Below are 18,674 nucleotides of genomic sequence, written 5' to 3' on the forward strand. Positions count from 1 at the left end.
CACAGGCGGCTGGTCAAGCGCCGATCAGAGGCCGGCGCGCGAGGGCACGGCCACCCAGGCCTCGCCCTCGAGCACGGCCTTGCCGTCGCAGACGCAGTCGCAGAACAGGCGCACCCGCCGCCGCTCCGGCACGAGCTCGGCCACCTCGACCGTCGCAGTGACGACGTCGCCGATGCGCACGGGCGCCAGGAATTGCAGCGTCTGTGAGAGATAGACCGCGCCCGGGCCGGGGAGGCGCGTGCCGAGGACGGCGGAGATGAGGCTCGCCGTGAACATGCCGTGGGCGATGCGCTGGCCGAAGCGGGTCTGCGCCGCATAGGCCTCGTCGATGTGGATCGGGTTGCGGTCCCCCGTCACGCTGGCGAAGCCCGTGACGTCCTCTTCCATGACCGTGCGCATCAGCCGCTCGCGCATGCCGATGCTGAGGTCCTCGAAATAGAAGCTGCGCATGACCTCCAACATGATGCCTTCCCGCTGTTGCGGCCGATGCGGCAAATCCGTGCGGCGGTGCTAAGGTGTCGCCTCTCGATGCGGCACTGCATCATACTACTTATTGCGCCGCACCATGCCATGCGACTTTCGGCCACCTGCATGCGCAAAGGTTGATGCCAAATTTCACCGGATCTGATGTAATTAACCTGATCGCAACAGGGGCATTCTAAGGTAGGGGCATGACGACAACCGTTTCTTCTCAGCCAGCCGGGTCAGGACGCCGTGGCGGGCATACGTGCCGTTGCCGTTGACCGGAGCAGACCATGGCCCTTGATCTCTCGATGCCGATCCTGATCGTCGATGACTATCAGGCGATGGTCCGCATCATCCGCAATCTGCTGCACCAACTCGGCTTCGAGGATGTCGACGAGGCGCCGGACGGTCCGAGCGCGCTCGCCAAGATGCGCGAGAAGACCTACGCGCTCGTCATCTCCGACTGGAACATGGAGCCCATGTCGGGCTACGACCTCCTGCGCGAGGTGCGCGCCGAGGAGGCCTGGCGCTCCATTCCCTTCATCATGGTCACGGCCGAATCGAAGACGGAGAACGTCATCGCGGCGAAGAAGGCGGGCGTGAACAACTACATCGTGAAGCCGTTCAACGCCCAGACGCTGAAGGCAAAGATCGAATCGGTCTGCGGCGTCTGAGCGACGCCGCTACCGGATCAGCGTGTCGGTGATCGCCTGAAGGCGGTGCGACGCGCGCTCGAGCGATAGCGACGCGGTTACCAGACGAGGCTCTCGATGATGGCCTGCGGGCGATGCGTCGCGTCCTCGAGCCATGCGGCGAGGGCGATCTCGTCGAGGCTGCCGCCGAGCGGGCTGATCTCGGCGGCGTGGATGCCGCGCGTGACGAGCAGCGCATCGGCCCCGATGCTGTGGGCGCCGGCGACGTCGGTGCGGATCGCGTCGCCGATGGCGAGCACGCGCGACACCGGCACGTGTGCGCCGCGGATGCGCTCCGCCTCGCCGAGGGCGCGCTCGTAGATCGGCTTGTGCGGCTTGCCCGCATAGGTCACCGTCCCGCCGATCTCCTCATAGGCGGCGGCGAGGGCACCGGCGCAATAGATCAGCGCCGTGCCGCGCTCCACGACGAGATCGGGATTGGCGCAGATCATCGGCACACCGCCGGCATGCATCTCGGCGAGGAGGCCCGCATAGTCGTCCGGTGTCTCGCGCTCGTCGTCGACGAGGCCGGTGCAGACCGCATAACGGGCCTCGGCCGCCGCCGTCAGGGGGGCGTCGAGGCCGTCGAACAGCGGCAGGTCGCGGTCCGGCCCGATGTGGAGGAGGGGCTCGCCCGGCCTGGCCGCAATCTGGCTGCGCGTAACGTCGCCGGAGGTGACGGCCGCGTCATAGGCCTCGCGCTTCACGCCGAAACCGTCGAGCAGCGTCAGGACGTCCCCGTTCGGGCGGGGGGCGTTGGAGACGAGCACGACCTGGCCGCCGCGCTGGCGGAACTGCTGGAGGGCTTCGCCGGCCGGGGCGAAGGCCTCGAGCCCGTTGTGCAGCACGCCCCAGATGTCGCACAGGATGACGTCGTAGCGATCGGCGATCGTCCGAAGTCCCTGGATGATCGGAGGCGGGGAAGCGGGCCGGTCGGTCATGTGCGAGAGAGCTTCATGTTCGAGAGAGCTCCCCGGGGCGGTTCCGTCGAGGGGCCACCCATGGGGAGCGAGGCGGAGGCTCCGGCGCTAATGCCGTGAGGCGGCCGTGTCAAGCGCGGCCGGGGCGTCCGGCGCAGCATATGTCGCATGGCGGGCAACCGGTTCGATTGTTCCTCTTCGGCGCGGCTCTTGATAGCTTGGCGCAATACTGGCCCGGGATCCCTGTCTCCCGCGGCCCAAACCGAACGGGAGCCACGATGTCCGCCTCTGCCGCCCACGACCACGCGCTCGCGCCGAACGACCTCGAAGCGTTCTGGATGCCCTTCACGGCCAACCGCGCCTTCAAGAAGAAGCCGCGCATGGTGACCGGCGCCAAGGACATGCACTACCTGACGGCCGAGGGCCGCAAGGTGGTCGACGGCGCGGCGGGGCTGTGGTGCTGCAACGCCGGCCATAACCGCGACCCGATCGTCTCGGCCATCCAGGCCCAGGCCGGCGAGCTCGACTATGCGCCGGCCTTCCAGTTCGGCCAGCCCAAGGCCTTCGCGCTCGCGGCCCGCATCGCCGCGTTGGCGCCGGGTGACCTCGACCACGTCTTCTTCGCCAATTCCGGCTCGGAGGCGGTGGACAGCGCCCTCAAGATCGCGCTCGCCTACTGGAACATCACCGGCAAGGGCTCCAAGACGCGCCTCATCGGCCGCGAGCGCGGCTATCACGGCGTCGGCTTCGGCGGCATCTCGGTCGGCGGCATCGTGCCGAACCGCAAGTTCTTCGGCTCGCTGCTGACGGGCGTCGATCACCTGCCGCACACCTACAACCGCGAGGAGCAGGCCTTCTCGCGCGGCGAGCCGGGGTGGGGCGCGCATCTCGCCGACGAGCTGGAGCGCATCGTCGCCCTGCACGACGCCTCGACCATCGCGGCCGTCATCGTCGAGCCCATGGCCGGCTCCACCGGCGTGCTGCCGCCGCCCAAGGGCTATCTGAAGCGCCTGCGCGAGATCTGCGACAAGCACAACATCCTGCTCGTCTTCGACGAGGTCATCACCGGCTTCGGCCGTCTCGGCTTCGCCTTCGCCGCCGAGCGCTACGGCGTCGTGCCGGACATGATCACCTTCGCCAAGGGCGTCACCTCCGGCACCGTGCCCATGGGCGGCGTGCTCGTGCGCAAGGGCATCTACGAAGCCTTCATGCAGGGGCCGGAGCACGTCATCGAGCTCTTCCACGGCTATACCTATTCGGCCCATCCGCTCGCCTGCGCCGCCGGCCTTGCGGCGCTCGACGTCTATCGCGACGAGGGGCTGTTCGAGCGCGCCCGCGCGCTCGAGGGCACCTGGGCGGACGCGATGCACGGGCTCAAGGGCCTGCCGGGCGTGCTCGACATCCGCTCGGTCGGCATCGTCGGGGCCGTCGACCTCGCGCCCCTCAAGGATGCGCCGGGCCGGCGCGCCTTCGAGGCCATGGACCGCGCCTTCCACGAGTTCGACCTCATGGTGCGCATCACCGGCGACACCATCGCGGTTTCGCCGCCCCTCATCCTGACCGAGAGCGACATCGGCGACATCGCCGACAAGCTCGCCAAGGTCATCCGGGCGGTCGCCTGATGCCTGTGCGCCGCCGTCGGCCAGCCGGGCAGCGGCGATGACGGCGGCGTCCGGCACCTCGATCGGCCTTGCGCTCGGCGGGGGCGGGGCGCGCGGCCTCGCCCACATCGCGGTCATCGAGGTGCTCGACGAACTCGGCCTCAGGCCGGCCGCCATCGCCGGCACGTCGATGGGGGCGATCGTCGGCGCCGCCTATGCCGCCGGCATCGGCGGGCGCGACCTGCGCCGGCACGTGCAGGACACGCTGCGCGACCGCACGGCGGTGCTCACCCGCCTGCTGCATGCCCGCGTCGGCCGCCTGTCGCAGATCTTCGCGCGCGGCCACGCCAACCCGGTGCTGATCGACGGCGAGAAGTTCCTCGACCTGTTCTGGCCGCAGAGCGTGCCGGAGCGTTTCGAGGATCTCGCCGTGCCGCTCCTCGTCGTGGCGACGGACTATTATGCGCGCTCGGAGGTCGTCATCGGCGCGGGCGCGCTCGTCTCGGCCGTTGCCGGCTCCATGGCCATTCCCGGCCTCGTGCGGCCCGTCGTCGCCGGCGGGCGGGTGCTCATCGACGGCGGCGCCACCAATCCGCTGCCCTTCGACCACCTCCTGCCGCGGGCCGACGTCGTCATCGCCGTCGATGTCGTCGGCGGCGCGGCGCGCGAGACGGACGGCGTGCCCGATCCGGTCGAGACGATGTTCGGCGCCTCGCACATCATGCAGGCGGCCATCGTCGCCGGCAAACTCGCCGCCGGCCCGCCGCACATCATGGTGCGGCCCCCGGTCGGCGCCTTCCGCGGGCTCGATTTCTTCAAGGCGAAGGCGATCTTCGCGGCGGCCGATCTCGTCAAGGATGGCCTCAAGCGCGACATCGAAGCGGCGCTCGAAGCGCTCGCCTGAGAGGCTGAGGCGATGCCCTTCGGGCATCAATCGTGCGCTGGTTCCCGGCTCTCGCCTCACGCTTCGCGCATGCGGGCCGGGAAACGAGTGTGCTTTGAGAGGCAACCTCGTTCTCCGGACGCATGCAGCCAAGTGGAATGCGAGCCGGGGTCCGGCTCATCAAGCCAGCCGAAGGCTCCGCTCAGCTGACGACGACGCGGGTGCCGATGCGCACGCGGTTGTAGAGGTCGATGACGTCCTTGTTGAGCATGCGGATGCAGCCGGAGGACACGGCGCGCCCGATCGTGTGCGGCTCGTTGGTGCCGTGGATGCGGTAGAGCGTCTTGCCGAGATAGAGGGCGCGCGCGCCGAGCGGATTGTCGGGCCCGCCGGCCATGTGGCGCGGCAGGTCGGGCCGGCGCTTCAGCATCTGCGCCGGCGGGCGCCAGTCGGGCCACTCGCGCTTCATGCTGATGCTCTCGCTGCCGCGCCAGGAGAAGCCCTGGCGGCCGACGCCGATGCCATAGCGGATGGCGCGCCCGCCCGGCTCGACGAGGTAGAGGAAGCGGCCTGCCGTATCGATGACGATGGTGCCCGGCTTGTGCGGGCCTGCATAATCCACGACCTGCCGCGCATAGCGCGGCTCGGGCGCGCGCATCGGCTGCAGCTCGGCCGCATCGGGCAGGGCGGCGTGTCGCACGTTCCCCGACGACGGGCGGCGTTCCCATGTCCGCTCACTGCCGAGCGCCGCGTCGAGCGGATCGATCGGGGGCACCCTGTGGACCCGCGCGATGCCGCCGGAGGAGGGGGTGACGATGCGCACCGGCTGCCCGGCTCGCGGGCCCGCCGTGGGGGTGCGGCCGGTCACCAGCATCTCGATGAAGCCGCCGCCGAGGTCGGCGCGGCGCACCGGCTGCCGCTCGGCCGCGGCTGCCATCTCGCGCGCCCCGGGCGCCTGGATGACCCTGGCCGATGGCAGGGGCGCGCGCGTGCCGGTGCCGTAGATGACGGTCTGCGCCCCCGCGGGGCCTGCGGGCAGGGCAAGGCCGCAGGCGAGCGCGGCGGCGAGAGACAAGCGGTGGATGGGCAACATGGCGGGACCTGCAATCGATGACGGCATATGATGCCAATGCAGCCGAAGACTTGCGAAACGGGCTCGCCAAATGGTGAACGCCGCGGGCTTTCCGCTCCATGAGCCGGCCGGAGGCGGTGTTTTCCGTCGCGATGGTTAGCGGCTGGTGCCGAGGCGTCCTTAACGTTGAATTTAACTCGGTCGGCTACCAATCAGTGTCTTTCCATCGCGGCGGCGCCTTTTCGCCGCATCCCGGATGAGCAGGCCATGTCGACGCTTCCCGCGCGTGCGCGCTATCGCAATGTGACCTCCCTCGACGTCATGCGCATCGACCGGCGCGAGCGCATGCTGGCGGACCGCCGCATGCCGCGCGTCGACACGAGCCGCGCCGAGATCATGGCCGCGCTCGACGATATCCGGGAGATGCTGGAGATCTTCCGCCCCATGCAGCGCCAGGCGCTGGGCCTCATGGACGACTACCGGCGGGAGGCGGCGGAGGTGGCGCGCCTCAGCCAGGAGGTCGCCGGCCTGCAGGGGACGCTCGCCGCGGTGCGGCAGGAGCTCGCCGCCATCCGTCACGGAGAGGGCGATAGTTGCGTCGCCCGCTTGGCCCTCAAGGAACTGAGCGCGATGGGCGACGAGACCGCCCACGCCGCCGGTGACATCCTCGGTGCCGCCGAGGTCATTGCCGCGGAGGCGCGCAGGCTGAAGCAGAGCGGCGAGCCGGAGAACGTCGGTTCGGCCGAGAGCATCATGGGTCAGCTCATCAAGCTGTACGAGGCCTGCAACTACCAGGACCTGACGCAGCAGCGCGTCGCCAAGATCCGCCGCCACCTGGAAGGGCTGGCGGCGCATGTGGACGAACTGGCGGCGATCGTGGAGGTGGCGCCGCACCAGATGACCGCGCGCAGGGCGGCGAACGACGCGCAGCTGATCAACGGTCCAGCCGTCGCCGGCACACCCGGGCACCTGCAGCAGAACGAGATCGACGGCTATTTCAAATAGCCCCCCGGGACGGGCAGGGACGGAGACGGTCATGACGGGCGCCTTCGGCCGCGCGGTTCTGGGCATTGCGCTCCTGTCGGCCATGGATGCGCTCATCAAGGCCATGGCCGCGCGCTATCCCACGTTCGAGATCACCTTCCTGCGCTTCGCCTTCGGCACGCTCGTCGCCGGCGCGGTGCTCGCCGTGCGCAGGCCCGGCTGGCCGACGCGCGAGACCGTCGTCGCCAACAGCTGGCGCGCCCTGCTCGTCGTCATCACCGCGACCTCCTTCTTCTACGCGCTCGGCCGCCTGCCGCTGGCGGAGGCGCAGGCGCTCGCCTTCCTCGCTCCGGTCTTCATCGCCTTCTTCGGCGTCGTGCTGCTGCGCGAGCGCGTCGACGGGCGTATCGTCGGCGCGCTGCTGGTGGGCTTCGCCGGCATGGCGGTCATCGTCCACGGCTCCGGCACCTCGGGCGGCGAACGGTCGTGGGACGGCATCGCGGCGGCGCTTGCCGCCGCGGTGACCTACGCCTTGTCGATGGTGATGCTGCGGGCACGGGCGACGCGCGACCGTGTCGAGACCATCGTCTTCTTCCAGAACATGGGGCCGGCGCTCGTGCTCGCCGCGCCCGCCGCCGCCGTCTGGACGCCGCCCCTCGTGTCCGACCTGTGGCTGTTCCTCGCCATCGGCTGCCTCGGCACCATCGGGCATCTCATCCTCGCCACGGCCTTCGCCCGGGTCGAGGCCGCGCGCCTCGCGCCGCTCGAATACACCGCTCTCATCTGGGCGGTGGCGCTTGGCTATCTCTTCTTCGGCGAGGTGCCCTCGCTGCAGACGCTCGCCGGCGGCGCCCTGATCGTCCTCGGCGCTCTGGCGACCGCCCGCCGCTGAAGGCGGGCGAGGACTGGTCAGGATCCGCATCTCCCGGTGTCGTGCCGAAGGCCTGCCCCACGCCGGGCCTCGCCATCACGTGCCGGGGTGGGTCGGGAAATTATGAGTTTAGCAATAGCAACTTCATAGCAGTTGCGCTGTTCATTTTGTCTTTGCATCATATCTTGCGAGCGATGACGACCGTATATGGCTGTCATATTGGAGCTGTCGCTCGTTTTTCAGGGCCGTTATCGGCCTGTATATTGATATTTGAGAGGTATATCATGGCTTGCTCGTGCTGTCAGAAGAATGGGGCTTCGAATGCTGGTGCGGCCGGCGCCGCTGGTGCGCAGGACGCCCAGAGGCAGAAGCGCTCCGCGGATGATTTCCAGGAGATGCTGGCGCAGGTGGCAATGCAGGCGCAGCAGTCCCAGAACATCCAGAAGTAACATCGTGCGGATGATGGCGAAAATGTCCGGAGCCTGACCTGACGGTCTTGGCCGGGCCGGCTGCATCATTTCGCCATGACTCACCCGGGGCCGCCGGCTGCCGCTGGCTCCGGGTGAGGAGCATTTGAAGATCGGCGGCGCCATCGAAGCCCCTGCTGCCGACGGCGAATGGCTGCGTGTTGCAGCAGCCTTCGCCTCGGGCGATCGCGCGCGGCTCGACGAGCAGCTTTCACGATCGGCCGGGCGCGGCCGTGCCGGGCGGCAGATGGAACCGATATATTGGAGGTTCAATATGTCTTACAGAATCAATTCCTGCAGTCAGTGTAACGGCGCCGGGAATATCGGCCAGAAGGACTTTCTGACAGGCTTGAAGCAGCTGCAGCAGATGATGCAGCTGGTGAAGTTGCTGCAACAGCTGCAGCAGTTCCTGGGGCAGGGCCAGGGCCAGTGCTGTGGAAATGGCCAGGGACAGTCGCAGCGCTGCGGCAATGACCAGGGCTACGGCGACCTCAGGCTGACCGGTCTGACGGCCAATTTCAGGCTGACCGGGGCATCCGGAGCGTTCTGAGCGTTCGGGCCGGCCGCGTCAGCCCTGGCGCACTGTGTCCGGGCTGATGTGGCCGCTCGCCGCCGATCATATTCGGGAAATGAGTCATGGTGGACATGGGTCTTGGATTTGGCGGCCAATCGATGGGCCAATGGGATGAGCTCGAGGGAGGGGATCTTCCGGCCATCATCCAGCTGGCGAGGCAGCAGGTCGCTCAGCTGACGAAGGCGCTCGAAGGCCGGCAGGGGCCACAGGAGCTCGGGATCGCGCGGCAGGTGAGGGAACTGGCGTGGCTGCTGGGCGACATGGACGGGCGACACGAGCTGCAGGGGCAGCAGATGGCGCGGCTGGATCTGTTGATGGGCGAGCTGGCGCGACGGCTGGACGAGTTGCCGCGAGGCCGGGGCTAGTGCGCGCGGCCTATCGGCACATCGCTCTCCTGTCGATCGCGTGCCGCAACGCGGGTATTCGGACGCTGATGGACAGCTTCGGTCCTGCCCGACGCAGCAGTCCATCGCCGAGCCTCGACCGGCTCGATACGGATGCGCAGGCAGGGGTCCGGAAATTATGATTTTTGCGATTTACGGCAGCTGATGGTTGCGTTGCCGGACGTATATCCGCATGGTCTCCGCGAGTGCGAGTGGTATATGACAGTGATGCCAATGCGCTCCTCTGATTTACTTCGGAAAGTAAAGCAATTTCATTACGAACATTGTGGAGATCGATTATGGATATCAGCGGCATCCAGTCTGCCGGTCGTCTTAGTGGAACCGTCGGCGCGGCCGGCGTGCAGAAGTTCCAGGAGGTCTTTCAGCAGGCAAGGCAGCAGACGGCGGAGCAGCAGTTCGGCCAGTTGATCGAGCAGCTGCTGAAGGAGCTGCAGAAGCTCCAGCAGGCCGGCCAGGCGGGAAGCGAAGGCGCGCAGGACGCGCAGGGGGCGGGGACCGAGCAGCTGCTGCAGATGCTGGCGGATCTGCTGCAGCAGACGCAGGCCGATGCGGCGCCGCAGGGCTCCGAGGGGCAGGAGGGCGAGCAGCTGATGAAGATGCTCGCGGACCTGCTCCAGCAGATTGACGGAGATGGCGCGCAGCGCATGCAGGCGTTCGACAACGGTCTGGGCGGCGCGAATTCCGTGCGAGGGGCAGGGATCGGGCTGGAGGCCTGAGGACTTCCCGCCGCTCCGCTGGCTCGCCATGACGTGCGCGGCGCGCCCGAGTGACGCGGCCGCCCACGGACACTTCTCCCATTCGCCGGTCCCGAGCGCATGCGATGCGTTCTCGGGCGTGACAGAAAAGGGCAGGACCTCCGCAATGAGGTCCTGCCCTTTGCGCGTCGGCTCGCTGCCGACGTGCGCGGGCATGCGCATCGAGGCCGGCGCTGCCGCGGACGCTCGGCACGGCGGCACGATCGGTGCCTGTCCATTAACCTTCACGGGAGAGAACTCGGGCACGCAAAGGCCGCTCGCGCGGCGAGGCGGCGAATTTGCCGCGGCCGCGCCTTGACTCTCCAGCGCAGCCTGCCTATTTCCGCCCGAGCCTTGGCACTCACTTTTGTCGAGTGCTAACAGGCCCCGCATGATCAGCGCGTTCCGCTGCTTTCTTTGAGAGGATACGTCTCATGAAGTTCCGTCCGCTGCACGACCGCGTGGTCGTCCGCCGTCTCGACAGCGAAGAGAAGACCAAGGGCGGCATCATCATTCCCGACACGGCGAAGGAAAAGCCGCAGGAGGGCGAAATCGTCGCCGTCGGCTCCGGCGCCCGTGACGAAAACGGCAAGCTCGTTGCCCTCGATGTCAAGAAGGGCGATCGCGTGCTCTTCGGCAAGTGGTCGGGCACCGAGGTGAAGATCGACGGTCAGGACCTCCTCATCATGAAGGAGTCCGACATCATGGGCGTGATCGGCTGAGCCGCCCCTCCCTCATCCAGAGTTTCAGGCAGGAGTTGAGCACATGGCTGCCAAGGACGTTAAATTTGCGGCGGACGCCCGCGAGAAGATGCTGCGCGGCGTGGACATTCTCGCCAATGCGGTGAAGGTGACGCTCGGCCCGAAGGGCCGCAACGTGGTCATCGAGAAGTCGTTCGGCGCGCCGCGCATCACCAAGGACGGCGTGACGGTCGCCAAGGAAATCGAGCTTGAGGACAAGTTCGAGAACATGGGCGCGCAGATGGTGCGCGAGGTCGCCTCGAAGACGAACGACCTGGCCGGTGACGGCACCACGACGGCCACCGTCCTCGCCCAGGCGATCGTGAAGGAAGGCGCCAAGTCGGTCGCCGCCGGCATGAACCCGATGGACCTCAAGCGCGGCGTCGACATCGCCGTCGCCGAGGTCATCAAGGACATCGAGAAGCGCGCCAAGAAGGTGAAGTCCTCCGATGAGGTCGCCCAGGTCGGCACCATCTCGGCGAACGGCGACCGCTCCATCGGCGAGATGATCGCCGAGGCGATGCAGAAGGTCGGCAACGAGGGCGTCATCACGGTCGAGGAGGCCAAGAGCCTCGAGACCGAGCTCGACGTCGTCGAGGGCATGCAGTTCGACCGCGGCTACCTCTCCCCGTACTTCATCACGAATGCGGAGAAGATGGTCGCCGAGCTCGACGACCCCTACATCCTCATCCACGAGAAGAAGCTCTCCTCGCTGCAGGCCATGCTGCCGGTGCTCGAGGCGGTCGTGCAGACCGGCAAGCCGCTGCTGATCGTCGCCGAGGACGTCGAGGGCGAGGCGCTCGCCACGCTCGTCGTCAACAAGCTGCGCGGCGGCCTCAAGGTCGCGGCCGTCAAGGCGCCGGGCTTCGGTGACCGCCGCAAGGCCATGCTCGAGGACATCGCCGTCCTCACCGCCGGCCAGACGATCTCGGAAGACCTCGGCATCAAGCTCGAGAACGTGACGCTCGACATGCTCGGTCGCGCCAAGAAGGTGCGCATCGACAAGGAGAACACCACGATCGTCGACGGCGCCGGCAAGAAGAAGGACATCGAGGCCCGCGTCCAGCAGATCAAGGCGCAGATCGAGGAGACCACCTCGGACTACGACCGTGAGAAGCTGCAGGAGCGTCTCGCCAAGCTCGCGGGCGGCGTGGCCGTCATCCGCGTCGGCGGCGCCACCGAGGTCGAGGTGAAGGAGAAGAAGGACCGCGTCGACGACGCCCTCAACGCCACCCGCGCGGCGGTCGAGGAAGGCATCGTCCCGGGCGGCGGCACGGCTCTCCTGCGCGCCAAGGCGGCTGTCGGCAAGATCAAGAGCGACAACGCCGACGTGCAGGCCGGCATCAACATCGTGCTGCGCGCGCTTGAGGCGCCGATCCGCCAGATCGCCGAGAACTCCGGCGTCGAGGGCTCGATCGTCGTCGGCAAGATCAGCGAGAACAAGTCGCAGACCTTCGGCTTCAACGCCCAGACCGAAGAGTTCGTGGACATGCTCGAGGCCGGCATCGTCGATCCGGCCAAGGTCGTGCGCACGGCCCTGCAGGACGCGGCCTCGGTCGCCTCGCTCCTCATCACGACGGAAGCGATGGTCGCCGACAAGCCCAAGAAGGACGCGCCCGCTCCGGCCATGCCGGGCGGCGGCATGGGCGGCATGGACTTCTGAGGAAGTCCATTCGCCCGTCACGGGAAAGGGCTCGGGCCGGGATCGGCCCGAGTGGCGGCATGGACTTCTGAGGAAGTCCGTCCGGCCAGAGATGGAAGGGCCCGGCATCGCCGGGCCCTTTTTCTTTGGCGGACTACGCGGAGCAATTCGGCCAGGATTACCTCCGTGCCTATTTTCGCCGACATTTCCGGCACTTTACAAAAGCGTTAGATGCAGCGCCTCTCGAATTCCTGTAGGAGACGAGGCGGATTTCGAGTGCCGGCGAGGCCGGTTCTTCTGGCGGGACAAGCGGATTTCATGAAGCTCATAGCCATCGTCGTTGCGGCAATGTCCGCAGCCTTCCTGGCGCTGTCGCAGGGGCAGGCGAACGCCCTGCCGCTCTACGTGCCGGTCAGCGGCTTCGTGCTCGCCGCCATCCTCTGGCTGGCGCGCGACATCTCGATCTTCCTGCGCATCTTCATGGGCATGTATGCGCTCGGCTACCTGCTGATCGCCGGGGCCAACACGCTTGCCAGCTACGGCCTCGTGCCGCAGACGCTGGGTGCGCTCGTTCCGCCGGCCTTCATGGCCACCGCTTCCGTCTCCTTCGCCGGCCTCGTCTTCGGCGTCTCGTTCATCCCGGTCGTGCGCACGATCACGGACCTCGCCGACCCCTACTTCTATTCCGTGCGCAGCGGCGGGGAGAACTTCAGCTGGTTCGGCCGGCTCTTCCGCTCCGAAGGGCGGGCGGCGGTGGCGATGGTCGCCGCCATCATCGCCACGAACTTCGTGCAGGTCGGCCTCAACATCAAGTTCAACCTCTGGTACCGCGACCTGTTCGATGCGCTCCAGAACAAGAATGCCGACGCCTTCTGGTATCAGATCTGGTGGGTGTTCATCCCGCTCCTGGTGTTCTGGATCATCTTCCAGCTGCTCGACTTCACGATCGACACGATCTTCCGCATCCGCTGGCGGCAATGGCTGACGGAGAGCTATTTCTCGCGCTGGCTCGACCGCTCGACCCATTACAAGATGGGGGTCGCCGGGCAGAATGCGGACAACCCCGACCAGCGCATCTCGGTCGACGTCGCGTCCTTCATCTCCAGCACCATGACCCTGTCGACGCAGATGATGGCGCAGCTCGCCACGCTGGTCTCGTTCACGGTGCTGCTCTGGGGCCTGTCCGAGGGCTTCACCTTCCCGGGCACCGCCGTCGTCATTCCCGGCCTGCTCGTCTGGATCGCCGTCGCCTATTCGCTCGTCGGCACCATCCTGACGCATCTCATCGGCCGGCCGCTCATCCGGCTCGACTTCCTGCAGGAGAAGTTCGAGGCGAATTTCCGCTTCTCGCTGGCGCGCCTGCGCGAGTACGGCGAGCAGGTCGCGCTGCTGCGCGGCGCCGATGCCGAGAAGGCGAACCTGCGCGGCGGCTTCGCGCAGGTCATCACCAACGTCATCGACATTCTCAAGCGCCGCCTCAAGATCGAGGGCTTCCGCTTCTCGTGGCAGCAGATGAGCGTCGCCTTCCCCTATCTCTTCATGGGGCCGTATTTCTTCCTGGAGCGCATCACGCTCGGGCAGCTGCAGCAGGGCGCCCAGGCGTTCGGCCAGGTCAATGCCTCGCTCTCCTTCTTCATCTCGGCCTATACGACCCTCGCCGCCTACAAGGCGACGATCGACCGCCTCGTGACCTTCGAGGACGCCATGGGCCGCGCCGAAGTGATCGGCACCGTGCCGCCTCACATCGAGCGCAAGACGGCGCCGGAGAATGCGCTGGCCATCCGCGACCTCAGGATCGACCTGCCGCACGGCGCCAGGATCGTGGAGATCGACCGCCTCGACCTCAGGGCCGGCGAGCCGGTGCTGGTCAACGGGCCGTCGGGTTCCGGCAAGTCGACGCTGTTCCGTGCGCTCGCCGGCATCTGGCCCTACGGCTCGGGCGAGGTCGACGTGCCGGAGGGGAGGAGCGTCATGCTGCTGCCGCAGCGGCCCTACATCCCGCAGGGCAACCTGCGCGACGCCATCTCCTATCCAGCCGTCGCCGGGGCCTATGACGATGCGGCCATCAAGGCGGCCCTGATCGCCGTCGGCCTGCCGGCGCTGGTGAACCGCCTGGACGACGACGACAGCTGGGGGCAGCGCCTCTCGGGCGGTGAGCAGCAGCGTCTCGCCATCGCGCGGGCGCTGCTCGCAAAGCCCGACTGGCTGCTCCTCGACGAGGCCTCCTCGGCGCTCGACGAGAAGAGCGAGCGGGTCATCTACGAGGCGATCGCGGCGGCGCTGCCGGGCACCACCATCGTCTCCATCGGCCATCGCTCGACCCTTGCCGCCTTCCACGACCGGCGCGTCGACCTGCAGCCGATGGACGATGGCGTGTCGCGGCCGGTCGACCTGGCGCGGGAGCCGGTGCCCGCCGGCTGATCTGCCGGAGAGGGTTGCCCCGGCACGGGCCGGTCGCGGACAGTTGCAAACGGTGCCGCCGCGATTCGGCGCGTCCTCCTGTCCTCACCCGTGCCGGGAGCCTCCATGCCTCACGCCCGCTTCCGCCGCCAGCGCGTCGCCCTCCTGTCGGTCACGCTGTGGAAGCGGCGGCTGGTCTTTCTCTTCGGCGCCATCGTCGTCTCGCTGGCATCCGTCGCTTTCGCCAGGGCGGCGGACGGGGCGGGGGCCTTCTTCCAGTTCTGGAGCGGCGAGCTGCCCTACCTGCCGCTCGTCGTCACGCCGCTCGGCTATGCCTTCTGCGCCTGGTGCGTGGCGAAGTACTTCCCCGGCGCGCAGGGCAGCGGCATCCCGCAGGCGATCGCCGCGCGCGCGACGCGCGACCTCGACCATCGCCAGCGGCTGCTCGGCCTCCGAGTGGCCGTGGGCAAGGTGCTGCTGACGACGGTGGCGCTCGCGGTCGGCGCCTCGGTCGGCCGCGAGGGACCGACGGTGCAGATCGGCGCCAGCGTCATGCTGATCGCGGCGAGCTTCGCCGGCATCGCCCATCAGCGCGGCTTCGTGCTGGCGGGGGCGGCGGCCGGCATCGCGGCGGCCTTCAACACGCCGCTCGCCGGCGTCGTCTTCGCCATCGAGGAGATGGCGCGCGCCTTCGAGCGGCGCATCACCGGGCTCGTCATCACCGCCGTGCTCGTCGCCGGCGTCACGAGCCTCGCGCTCCTCGGCAGCTATCAGTATTTCGGCGGCGTGGCCAGCCATCTCGGCGAGCCGCGGCAGTGGCTGGCCGTGCCCGTCTGCGGTCTCGTCGGCGGCGTGCTCGGCGGGCTTTTCAGCCGCGGCGTCATCGGCCTCACCTTCGCGCGGGAGGGCGTCTTCGGCCGGCTGAAGGCGCGCCCCTTCCTCTTCGCCGCGGGCTGCGGCCTTCTGGTCGCCGCGCTCGGCCTCGTGACCGCGGGCTTCGCCACGGGCAGCGGCTATGACCAGACGCGAGAGGTGCTCGAAGGGGAGGGGCTGCTGCCCTGGTACTACGGCCTCGCCAAGCTCCTGACGACGCTCGTCTCATCCGCCTGCGGCATCGCCGGCGGGCTCTTCTCACCCTCGCTCGCCGTCGGCGCCTCGCTTGCGGCGCTCGTCGAGCCCATCCTGCCCGCCATGCCGCTCGGCGCCCTCGGCATCCTCGCCATGGTGGCCTATTTCGCCGGCGTGGTGCAGGCGCCGCTGACGGCCTTCGTCATCGTCTACGAGATGACCAGCGACACGCGCATGGTGGTGCCGCTGATGGCGACGTCCCTCATCGCGGCCGGGGTGTCGCGCCTCGTCAGCGCCGAGCCGCTCTACCACACCCTGGCGCGCGGCTTCACGCCGAGGGCCGTGGCCGAGGAGCGGCAGCGCGAGAAGACGGAGGCCTGAATAGGGTCGGCTTGGCTCAGAGCACGCGCTCGAAACGCAGGGTGCCGCTCTCGCCGGTCAGCACCAGCTGGCCGTTGACGAGGTCCCACTTGCGCGCCGTGCGCAGGGCGACGAGGAAGGCGCGCTCGGCGGCCATCACCTGCTTGCCGCAATCCTTCTTCGTCATGGCCAGCGGGCCGACGGCGAAGCCCTGGTCGCGCAGCGGATAGGCTGTGGCCGAGTAGGTGTTGCACATGCCGAAGCCGCGGGCGCGATACTGGGAATCGAGCGCGAAGCCGGGCCGGTCGCCGGAATAGGGCTTGTCGTTGAGGCTGATGGCCACCCAGCTCGTGCCGACCGGGAACTGCTTCTCGGCCTGCTGCGGCACGTTGGTCTGCCGCTCCTTCTCGCGCGCCGACTGGGCCGCATTGTTCGGCTGGCCGGACCGCGTCTGCGCGAGCGCGGGAGCGGCCATGGCAAGCGCGATTGCGCCGAGCACGCAGAAACGAACGGACGAACGAGACAACACTTGCTCTCCCCCTCACCGGTATGACGCGGCGCCCTTCGCGGGCAACCGTCATCGAGCCGACGATCCATGGATCGGCGCGACCATAAACGCCGCACAAGGCGCCTGCAATGGCCGGCTTGATCGAACCAATCTATGCGCGTTGATGGCAAAGGCGTGGCGGCCGGGCCACTAGCCGAGGCGCGTGAACAGCCGCTCGCTCAGCGCGTTGCTGGCGCGGAAGACATAGTCGAGCGCGCGCACCGTGACCGGCTCGGCGCCGTTGTCCGTCAGCAGGGCGGCGAGCGCGAAGACCCGGTCGGCCGGGCAGTGCACGGTGAGGAGCCCGCGCTCGTCCGGCCCCCGAAGGGCAGGCGGCCGCCGTGGCCGTCGATGATCTCGCGCTCCAGCGCCGCATCGAGCGCCCCCACCCGCGCCGTCAGCTCCCGCATCGTGCGCGCCTCCTCCTCCGCCGCGATGCGGGTGAGGATGGTGCGCGCGGCGGCGCGGGCCGTCTCGCTCCACGGTGCGCGCAGCGAGGCGACGAGATTCGCCTCCGAGCGCAGGATGATGCCGTCGTCGAGGACCTTGAGCGCGTTGGCGGCGAGCGTCGCGCCCGTCGTCGTGATGTCGACGATGATCTCGGCCGCGCCAGTCGCGGGCGCCCCCTCCGTCGCGCCGAGGCTCTCGACGATGCGGTAGTCGGCGATGCCGTGGCCGGCGAAGAACTGGCGCGTCAGGTTGATGTATTTGGTGGCGACGCGCATCTTGCGGCCGTGGCGCACGCGCATGTCGGCGGCGACATCGTCGAGATCGGCCATCGTGCGCACGTCGATCCAGGCCTGTGGCGCGGCGACGACCACATTGGCATGGCCGAAGCCGAGCGGCGTCAGGAGCTCGACCGCCTCTTCCGCGTCGTGGATCTCCTCGCGCACCAGGTCCTCGCCCGTGACGCCGAGATGGGCGCCGCCCGAGGCGAGCTGCGCGACGATGTCGGAGGCGGAGAGAAAGGCGACCTCGACGCCCGGCACGCCGGCGAGGCGCCCGCGATAGTCGCGCGCGCCGCGCGACTGCACCACCTCGAGCCCGGCGCGGGAAAAGAAGCGGGCGGCGTTCTCCTGCAGCCGGCCCTTCGACGGCACGGCGAGGACGAGCGGGGTGTCGCTCATGATGCGGCTCCGTTGATGCGCTCGATCCAGATGGAGCAGCCGACGGCCGGGATCACTTCGGCGGCGCCGAGCTGCGACAGGAGCTTGTCGTAGCGGCCGCCGCCGACGATCGGCTTTTCCTCCGGCCGCGCCGGGTCGTGCAGCTCGAAGATGAAGCCGGTGTAGTAGTCGAGGTTGCGCGCGAAATTCGCCGCGAAGGCGAGGCGCGCGACGTCGATGCCGCGCGCGGCCATGAAGCCGGTGCGCGCCTCGAAGGTGTCGATGGCAGCGTCGATGGCGAGGCCCGCGTCGCGCGCCAGGGCGCGCAGCGCCGCGGCCGCGCTGTCGGGGTCGCCCTCGACGGCGAGGAAGCGTTCGAGCGTCGCATGCGCCTCGGCCGAGAGCTCACCTGCGCGCGCCTGGGCGCGGGCGAGGAAGCGCTCGGCGATCTCGCCGGCCGTGCGCCCGCCGACCTTGCTGATGCCGGCGATCGCCAGCACGTCCTCGACGAAGGCCCGCGCCGCCTTGGCGTCCTGCCCGGCGATGGCCGCGAGGAGGCCGGCATGGTCGTCGTTGCCGTTGCCGTTCGCCGCGGCTTTCGGTGCATCGACCGGCTGGCCCTGGGTGATGGCGCGCAGCACCCGGCGCCGCGTCGCGGGCGCGAGCTTCAGCGCATCGAGCACGGCTGCGAGCAGGCCCATGTCGCCGAGGCGCACGACCGGCGCCGCAAGGCCGAAGAGCCCGGCCGCCTCCATGGCGAGCGCCAGCACCTCGGCATCGGCCGCCTCGCGGTCGGTGCGTCCGAAGTTCTCGATGCCGGCCTGTGCAATCTCGCCGATCTCGCCGGCCCGCTGGCGGAAGACGGGGCCGTGATAGCTAAGGCTCGCCGCGCTGCCGGCGGCGGGGGAGGCGAGATAGGCCCGGCTGACGGGAATGGTGTAGTCGGGCCTGAGGCACAATTCGCTGCCGGCCGCATCCTGCGTCAGGAACAGGCGGCGGCGCAGATCCTCGCCCGAGAGTTCGAGGAACACGTCGACGGGCTGCAGCACGGGCGGCTCGAGGCGCTGATAGCCCTCGCGCGCGAAAAGCCCCATCAGTTCGTCGGTGCGCGCCATCGCGCGCGAATGCGTCGTCGTCACCATGG

Annotated in this window: 17 protein-coding genes and 1 pseudogene; 12 read left to right on the forward strand and 6 right to left on the reverse strand. The window is 68.7% G+C overall.

Going from position 1 to position 18,674, the window contains the following annotated elements:
• Positions 1–24: 24 nt before the first annotated feature.
• Positions 25–462, reverse strand: a complete 438-nt coding sequence (locus AL346_RS12720; protein ID WP_019401322.1) for a MaoC family dehydratase — start codon at positions 460–462, stop codon at positions 25–27.
• Between the two features lie 293 nt (positions 463–755).
• On the opposite strand from AL346_RS12720, the gene AL346_RS12725 reads away from it, so the two are divergent.
• Positions 756–1,139 (forward strand): response regulator, encoded by a 384-nt coding sequence (locus AL346_RS12725; protein ID WP_019401321.1) that lies wholly within the window; start codon positions 756–758, stop codon positions 1,137–1,139.
• A 77-nt stretch (positions 1,140–1,216) separates the two neighbouring features.
• On the opposite strand, the gene AL346_RS12730 is transcribed toward AL346_RS12725, so the two are convergent.
• Positions 1,217–2,098, reverse strand: coding sequence for a TIGR01459 family HAD-type hydrolase (locus AL346_RS12730; RefSeq protein ID WP_019401320.1), 882 nt, complete (start codon positions 2,096–2,098; stop codon positions 1,217–1,219).
• A 257-nt stretch (positions 2,099–2,355) separates the two neighbouring features.
• Here AL346_RS12730 and AL346_RS12735 point away from each other — a divergent pair, with 257 nt between their 5' ends.
• Positions 2,356–3,699 carry an aspartate aminotransferase family protein gene (locus tag AL346_RS12735; protein ID WP_019401319.1) on the forward strand — a complete coding sequence of 448 codons (1,344 nt, stop codon included), beginning with the start codon at positions 2,356–2,358 and terminating at the stop codon, positions 3,697–3,699.
• A 37-nt stretch (positions 3,700–3,736) separates the two neighbouring features.
• Entirely contained in the window at positions 3,737–4,582 is an 846-nt protein-coding gene (locus AL346_RS12740) for a patatin-like phospholipase family protein (RefSeq protein ID WP_019401318.1), read from the forward strand.
• A gap of 181 nt (positions 4,583–4,763) precedes the next feature.
• On the opposite strand, the gene AL346_RS12745 is transcribed toward AL346_RS12740, so the two are convergent.
• Positions 4,764–5,654 carry a L,D-transpeptidase gene (locus AL346_RS12745; RefSeq protein ID WP_019401317.1) on the reverse strand — a complete coding sequence of 297 codons (891 nt, stop codon included), beginning with the start codon at positions 5,652–5,654 and terminating at the stop codon, positions 4,764–4,766.
• 246 nt (positions 5,655–5,900) lie between these two features.
• On the opposite strand from AL346_RS12745, the gene AL346_RS12750 reads away from it, so the two are divergent.
• From AL346_RS12750 to AL346_RS12790, 9 genes are all read left to right on the forward strand, one after another.
• Entirely contained in the window at positions 5,901–6,638 is a 738-nt protein-coding gene (locus AL346_RS12750; protein ID WP_019401316.1) for a hypothetical protein, read from the forward strand.
• A 31-nt stretch (positions 6,639–6,669) separates the two neighbouring features.
• The gene (locus tag AL346_RS12755) at positions 6,670–7,509 is read left to right on the forward strand and encodes a DMT family transporter (RefSeq protein ID WP_019401315.1); all 840 of its coding nucleotides are present in this window, start codon (positions 6,670–6,672) and stop codon (positions 7,507–7,509) included.
• Between the two features lie 552 nt (positions 7,510–8,061).
• Positions 8,062–8,505 carry a hypothetical protein gene (locus tag AL346_RS12760; protein WP_019401313.1) on the forward strand — a complete coding sequence of 148 codons (444 nt, stop codon included), beginning with the start codon at positions 8,062–8,064 and terminating at the stop codon, positions 8,503–8,505.
• Between the two features lie 86 nt (positions 8,506–8,591).
• Positions 8,592–8,894, forward strand: a complete 303-nt coding sequence (locus tag AL346_RS12765; protein WP_019401312.1) for a hypothetical protein — start codon at positions 8,592–8,594, stop codon at positions 8,892–8,894.
• A 317-nt stretch (positions 8,895–9,211) separates the two neighbouring features.
• Entirely contained in the window at positions 9,212–9,649 is a 438-nt protein-coding gene (locus AL346_RS12770; protein ID WP_019401311.1) for a hypothetical protein, read from the forward strand.
• A 452-nt stretch (positions 9,650–10,101) separates the two neighbouring features.
• Complete coding sequence (gene groES, locus AL346_RS12775) at positions 10,102–10,389, forward strand: co-chaperone GroES (RefSeq protein WP_019401310.1); 288 nt, start codon at positions 10,102–10,104, stop codon at positions 10,387–10,389.
• Between the two features lie 43 nt (positions 10,390–10,432).
• Positions 10,433–12,070: a chaperonin GroEL gene (gene groL / locus AL346_RS12780; RefSeq protein ID WP_019401309.1), complete on the forward strand. Its 1,638-nt coding sequence runs from the start codon at positions 10,433–10,435 to the stop codon at positions 12,068–12,070.
• A gap of 297 nt (positions 12,071–12,367) precedes the next feature.
• Positions 12,368–14,470, forward strand: coding sequence for an ABC transporter ATP-binding protein/permease (locus AL346_RS12785; RefSeq protein WP_019401308.1), 2,103 nt, complete (start codon positions 12,368–12,370; stop codon positions 14,468–14,470).
• A 105-nt stretch (positions 14,471–14,575) separates the two neighbouring features.
• Complete coding sequence (locus AL346_RS12790) at positions 14,576–15,898, forward strand: chloride channel protein (RefSeq protein WP_019401307.1); 1,323 nt, start codon at positions 14,576–14,578, stop codon at positions 15,896–15,898.
• Positions 15,899–15,914: 16 nt separating this feature from the next.
• On the opposite strand, the gene AL346_RS12795 is transcribed toward AL346_RS12790, so the two are convergent.
• From AL346_RS12795 to AL346_RS12805, 3 genes and pseudogenes are all read right to left on the reverse strand, one after another.
• Positions 15,915–16,352: an META domain-containing protein gene (locus AL346_RS12795; RefSeq protein WP_210289430.1), complete on the reverse strand. Its 438-nt coding sequence runs from the start codon at positions 16,350–16,352 to the stop codon at positions 15,915–15,917.
• 222 nt (positions 16,353–16,574) lie between these two features.
• Positions 16,575–17,551: pseudogene (gene hisG, locus AL346_RS12800) on the reverse strand (ATP phosphoribosyltransferase).
• On the reverse strand, positions 17,548–18,672 hold the full coding sequence (locus AL346_RS12805) for an ATP phosphoribosyltransferase regulatory subunit (protein WP_019401304.1): 1,125 nt from the start codon (positions 18,670–18,672) through the stop codon (positions 17,548–17,550). Before AL346_RS12805 ends, hisG begins: the two are co-directional and overlap by 4 nt.
• Positions 18,673–18,674 lie beyond the last annotated feature (2 nt).

Source organism: Chelatococcus sp. CO-6 (assembly GCF_001271345.1).
Lineage (GTDB): Bacteria > Pseudomonadota > Alphaproteobacteria > Rhizobiales > Beijerinckiaceae > Chelatococcus_A > Chelatococcus_A caeni.

Bases quoted from the DNA above. Each gene is read 5' to 3' on its own strand.
- AL346_RS12720 (WP_019401322.1), bottom strand. From the start codon at position 462: ATGTTGGAGGTCATGCGCAGCTTCTATTTCGAGGACCTCAGCATCGGC.
- AL346_RS12725 (WP_019401321.1), top strand. From the start codon at position 756: ATGGCCCTTGATCTCTCGATGCCGATCCTGATCGTCGATGACTATCAG.
- AL346_RS12730 (WP_019401320.1), bottom strand. From the start codon at position 2,098: ATGACCGACCGGCCCGCTTCCCCGCCTCCGATCATCCAGGGACTTCGG.
- AL346_RS12735 (WP_019401319.1), top strand. From the start codon at position 2,356: ATGTCCGCCTCTGCCGCCCACGACCACGCGCTCGCGCCGAACGACCTC.
- AL346_RS12740 (WP_019401318.1), top strand. From the start codon at position 3,737: ATGACGGCGGCGTCCGGCACCTCGATCGGCCTTGCGCTCGGCGGGGGC.
- AL346_RS12745 (WP_019401317.1), bottom strand. From the start codon at position 5,654: ATGTTGCCCATCCACCGCTTGTCTCTCGCCGCCGCGCTCGCCTGCGGC.
- AL346_RS12750 (WP_019401316.1), top strand. From the start codon at position 5,901: ATGTCGACGCTTCCCGCGCGTGCGCGCTATCGCAATGTGACCTCCCTC.
- AL346_RS12755 (WP_019401315.1), top strand. From the start codon at position 6,670: ATGACGGGCGCCTTCGGCCGCGCGGTTCTGGGCATTGCGCTCCTGTCG.
- AL346_RS12765 (WP_019401312.1), top strand. From the start codon at position 8,592: ATGGTGGACATGGGTCTTGGATTTGGCGGCCAATCGATGGGCCAATGG.
- AL346_RS12770 (WP_019401311.1), top strand. From the start codon at position 9,212: ATGGATATCAGCGGCATCCAGTCTGCCGGTCGTCTTAGTGGAACCGTC.
- groES (WP_019401310.1), top strand. From the start codon at position 10,102: ATGAAGTTCCGTCCGCTGCACGACCGCGTGGTCGTCCGCCGTCTCGAC.
- groL (WP_019401309.1), top strand. From the start codon at position 10,433: ATGGCTGCCAAGGACGTTAAATTTGCGGCGGACGCCCGCGAGAAGATG.
- AL346_RS12785 (WP_019401308.1), top strand. From the start codon at position 12,368: ATGAAGCTCATAGCCATCGTCGTTGCGGCAATGTCCGCAGCCTTCCTG.
- AL346_RS12790 (WP_019401307.1), top strand. From the start codon at position 14,576: ATGCCTCACGCCCGCTTCCGCCGCCAGCGCGTCGCCCTCCTGTCGGTC.
- AL346_RS12795 (WP_210289430.1), bottom strand. From the start codon at position 16,352: ATGGCCGCTCCCGCGCTCGCGCAGACGCGGTCCGGCCAGCCGAACAAT.
- AL346_RS12805 (WP_019401304.1), bottom strand. From the start codon at position 18,672: ATGGTGACGACGACGCATTCGCGCGCGATGGCGCGCACCGACGAACTG.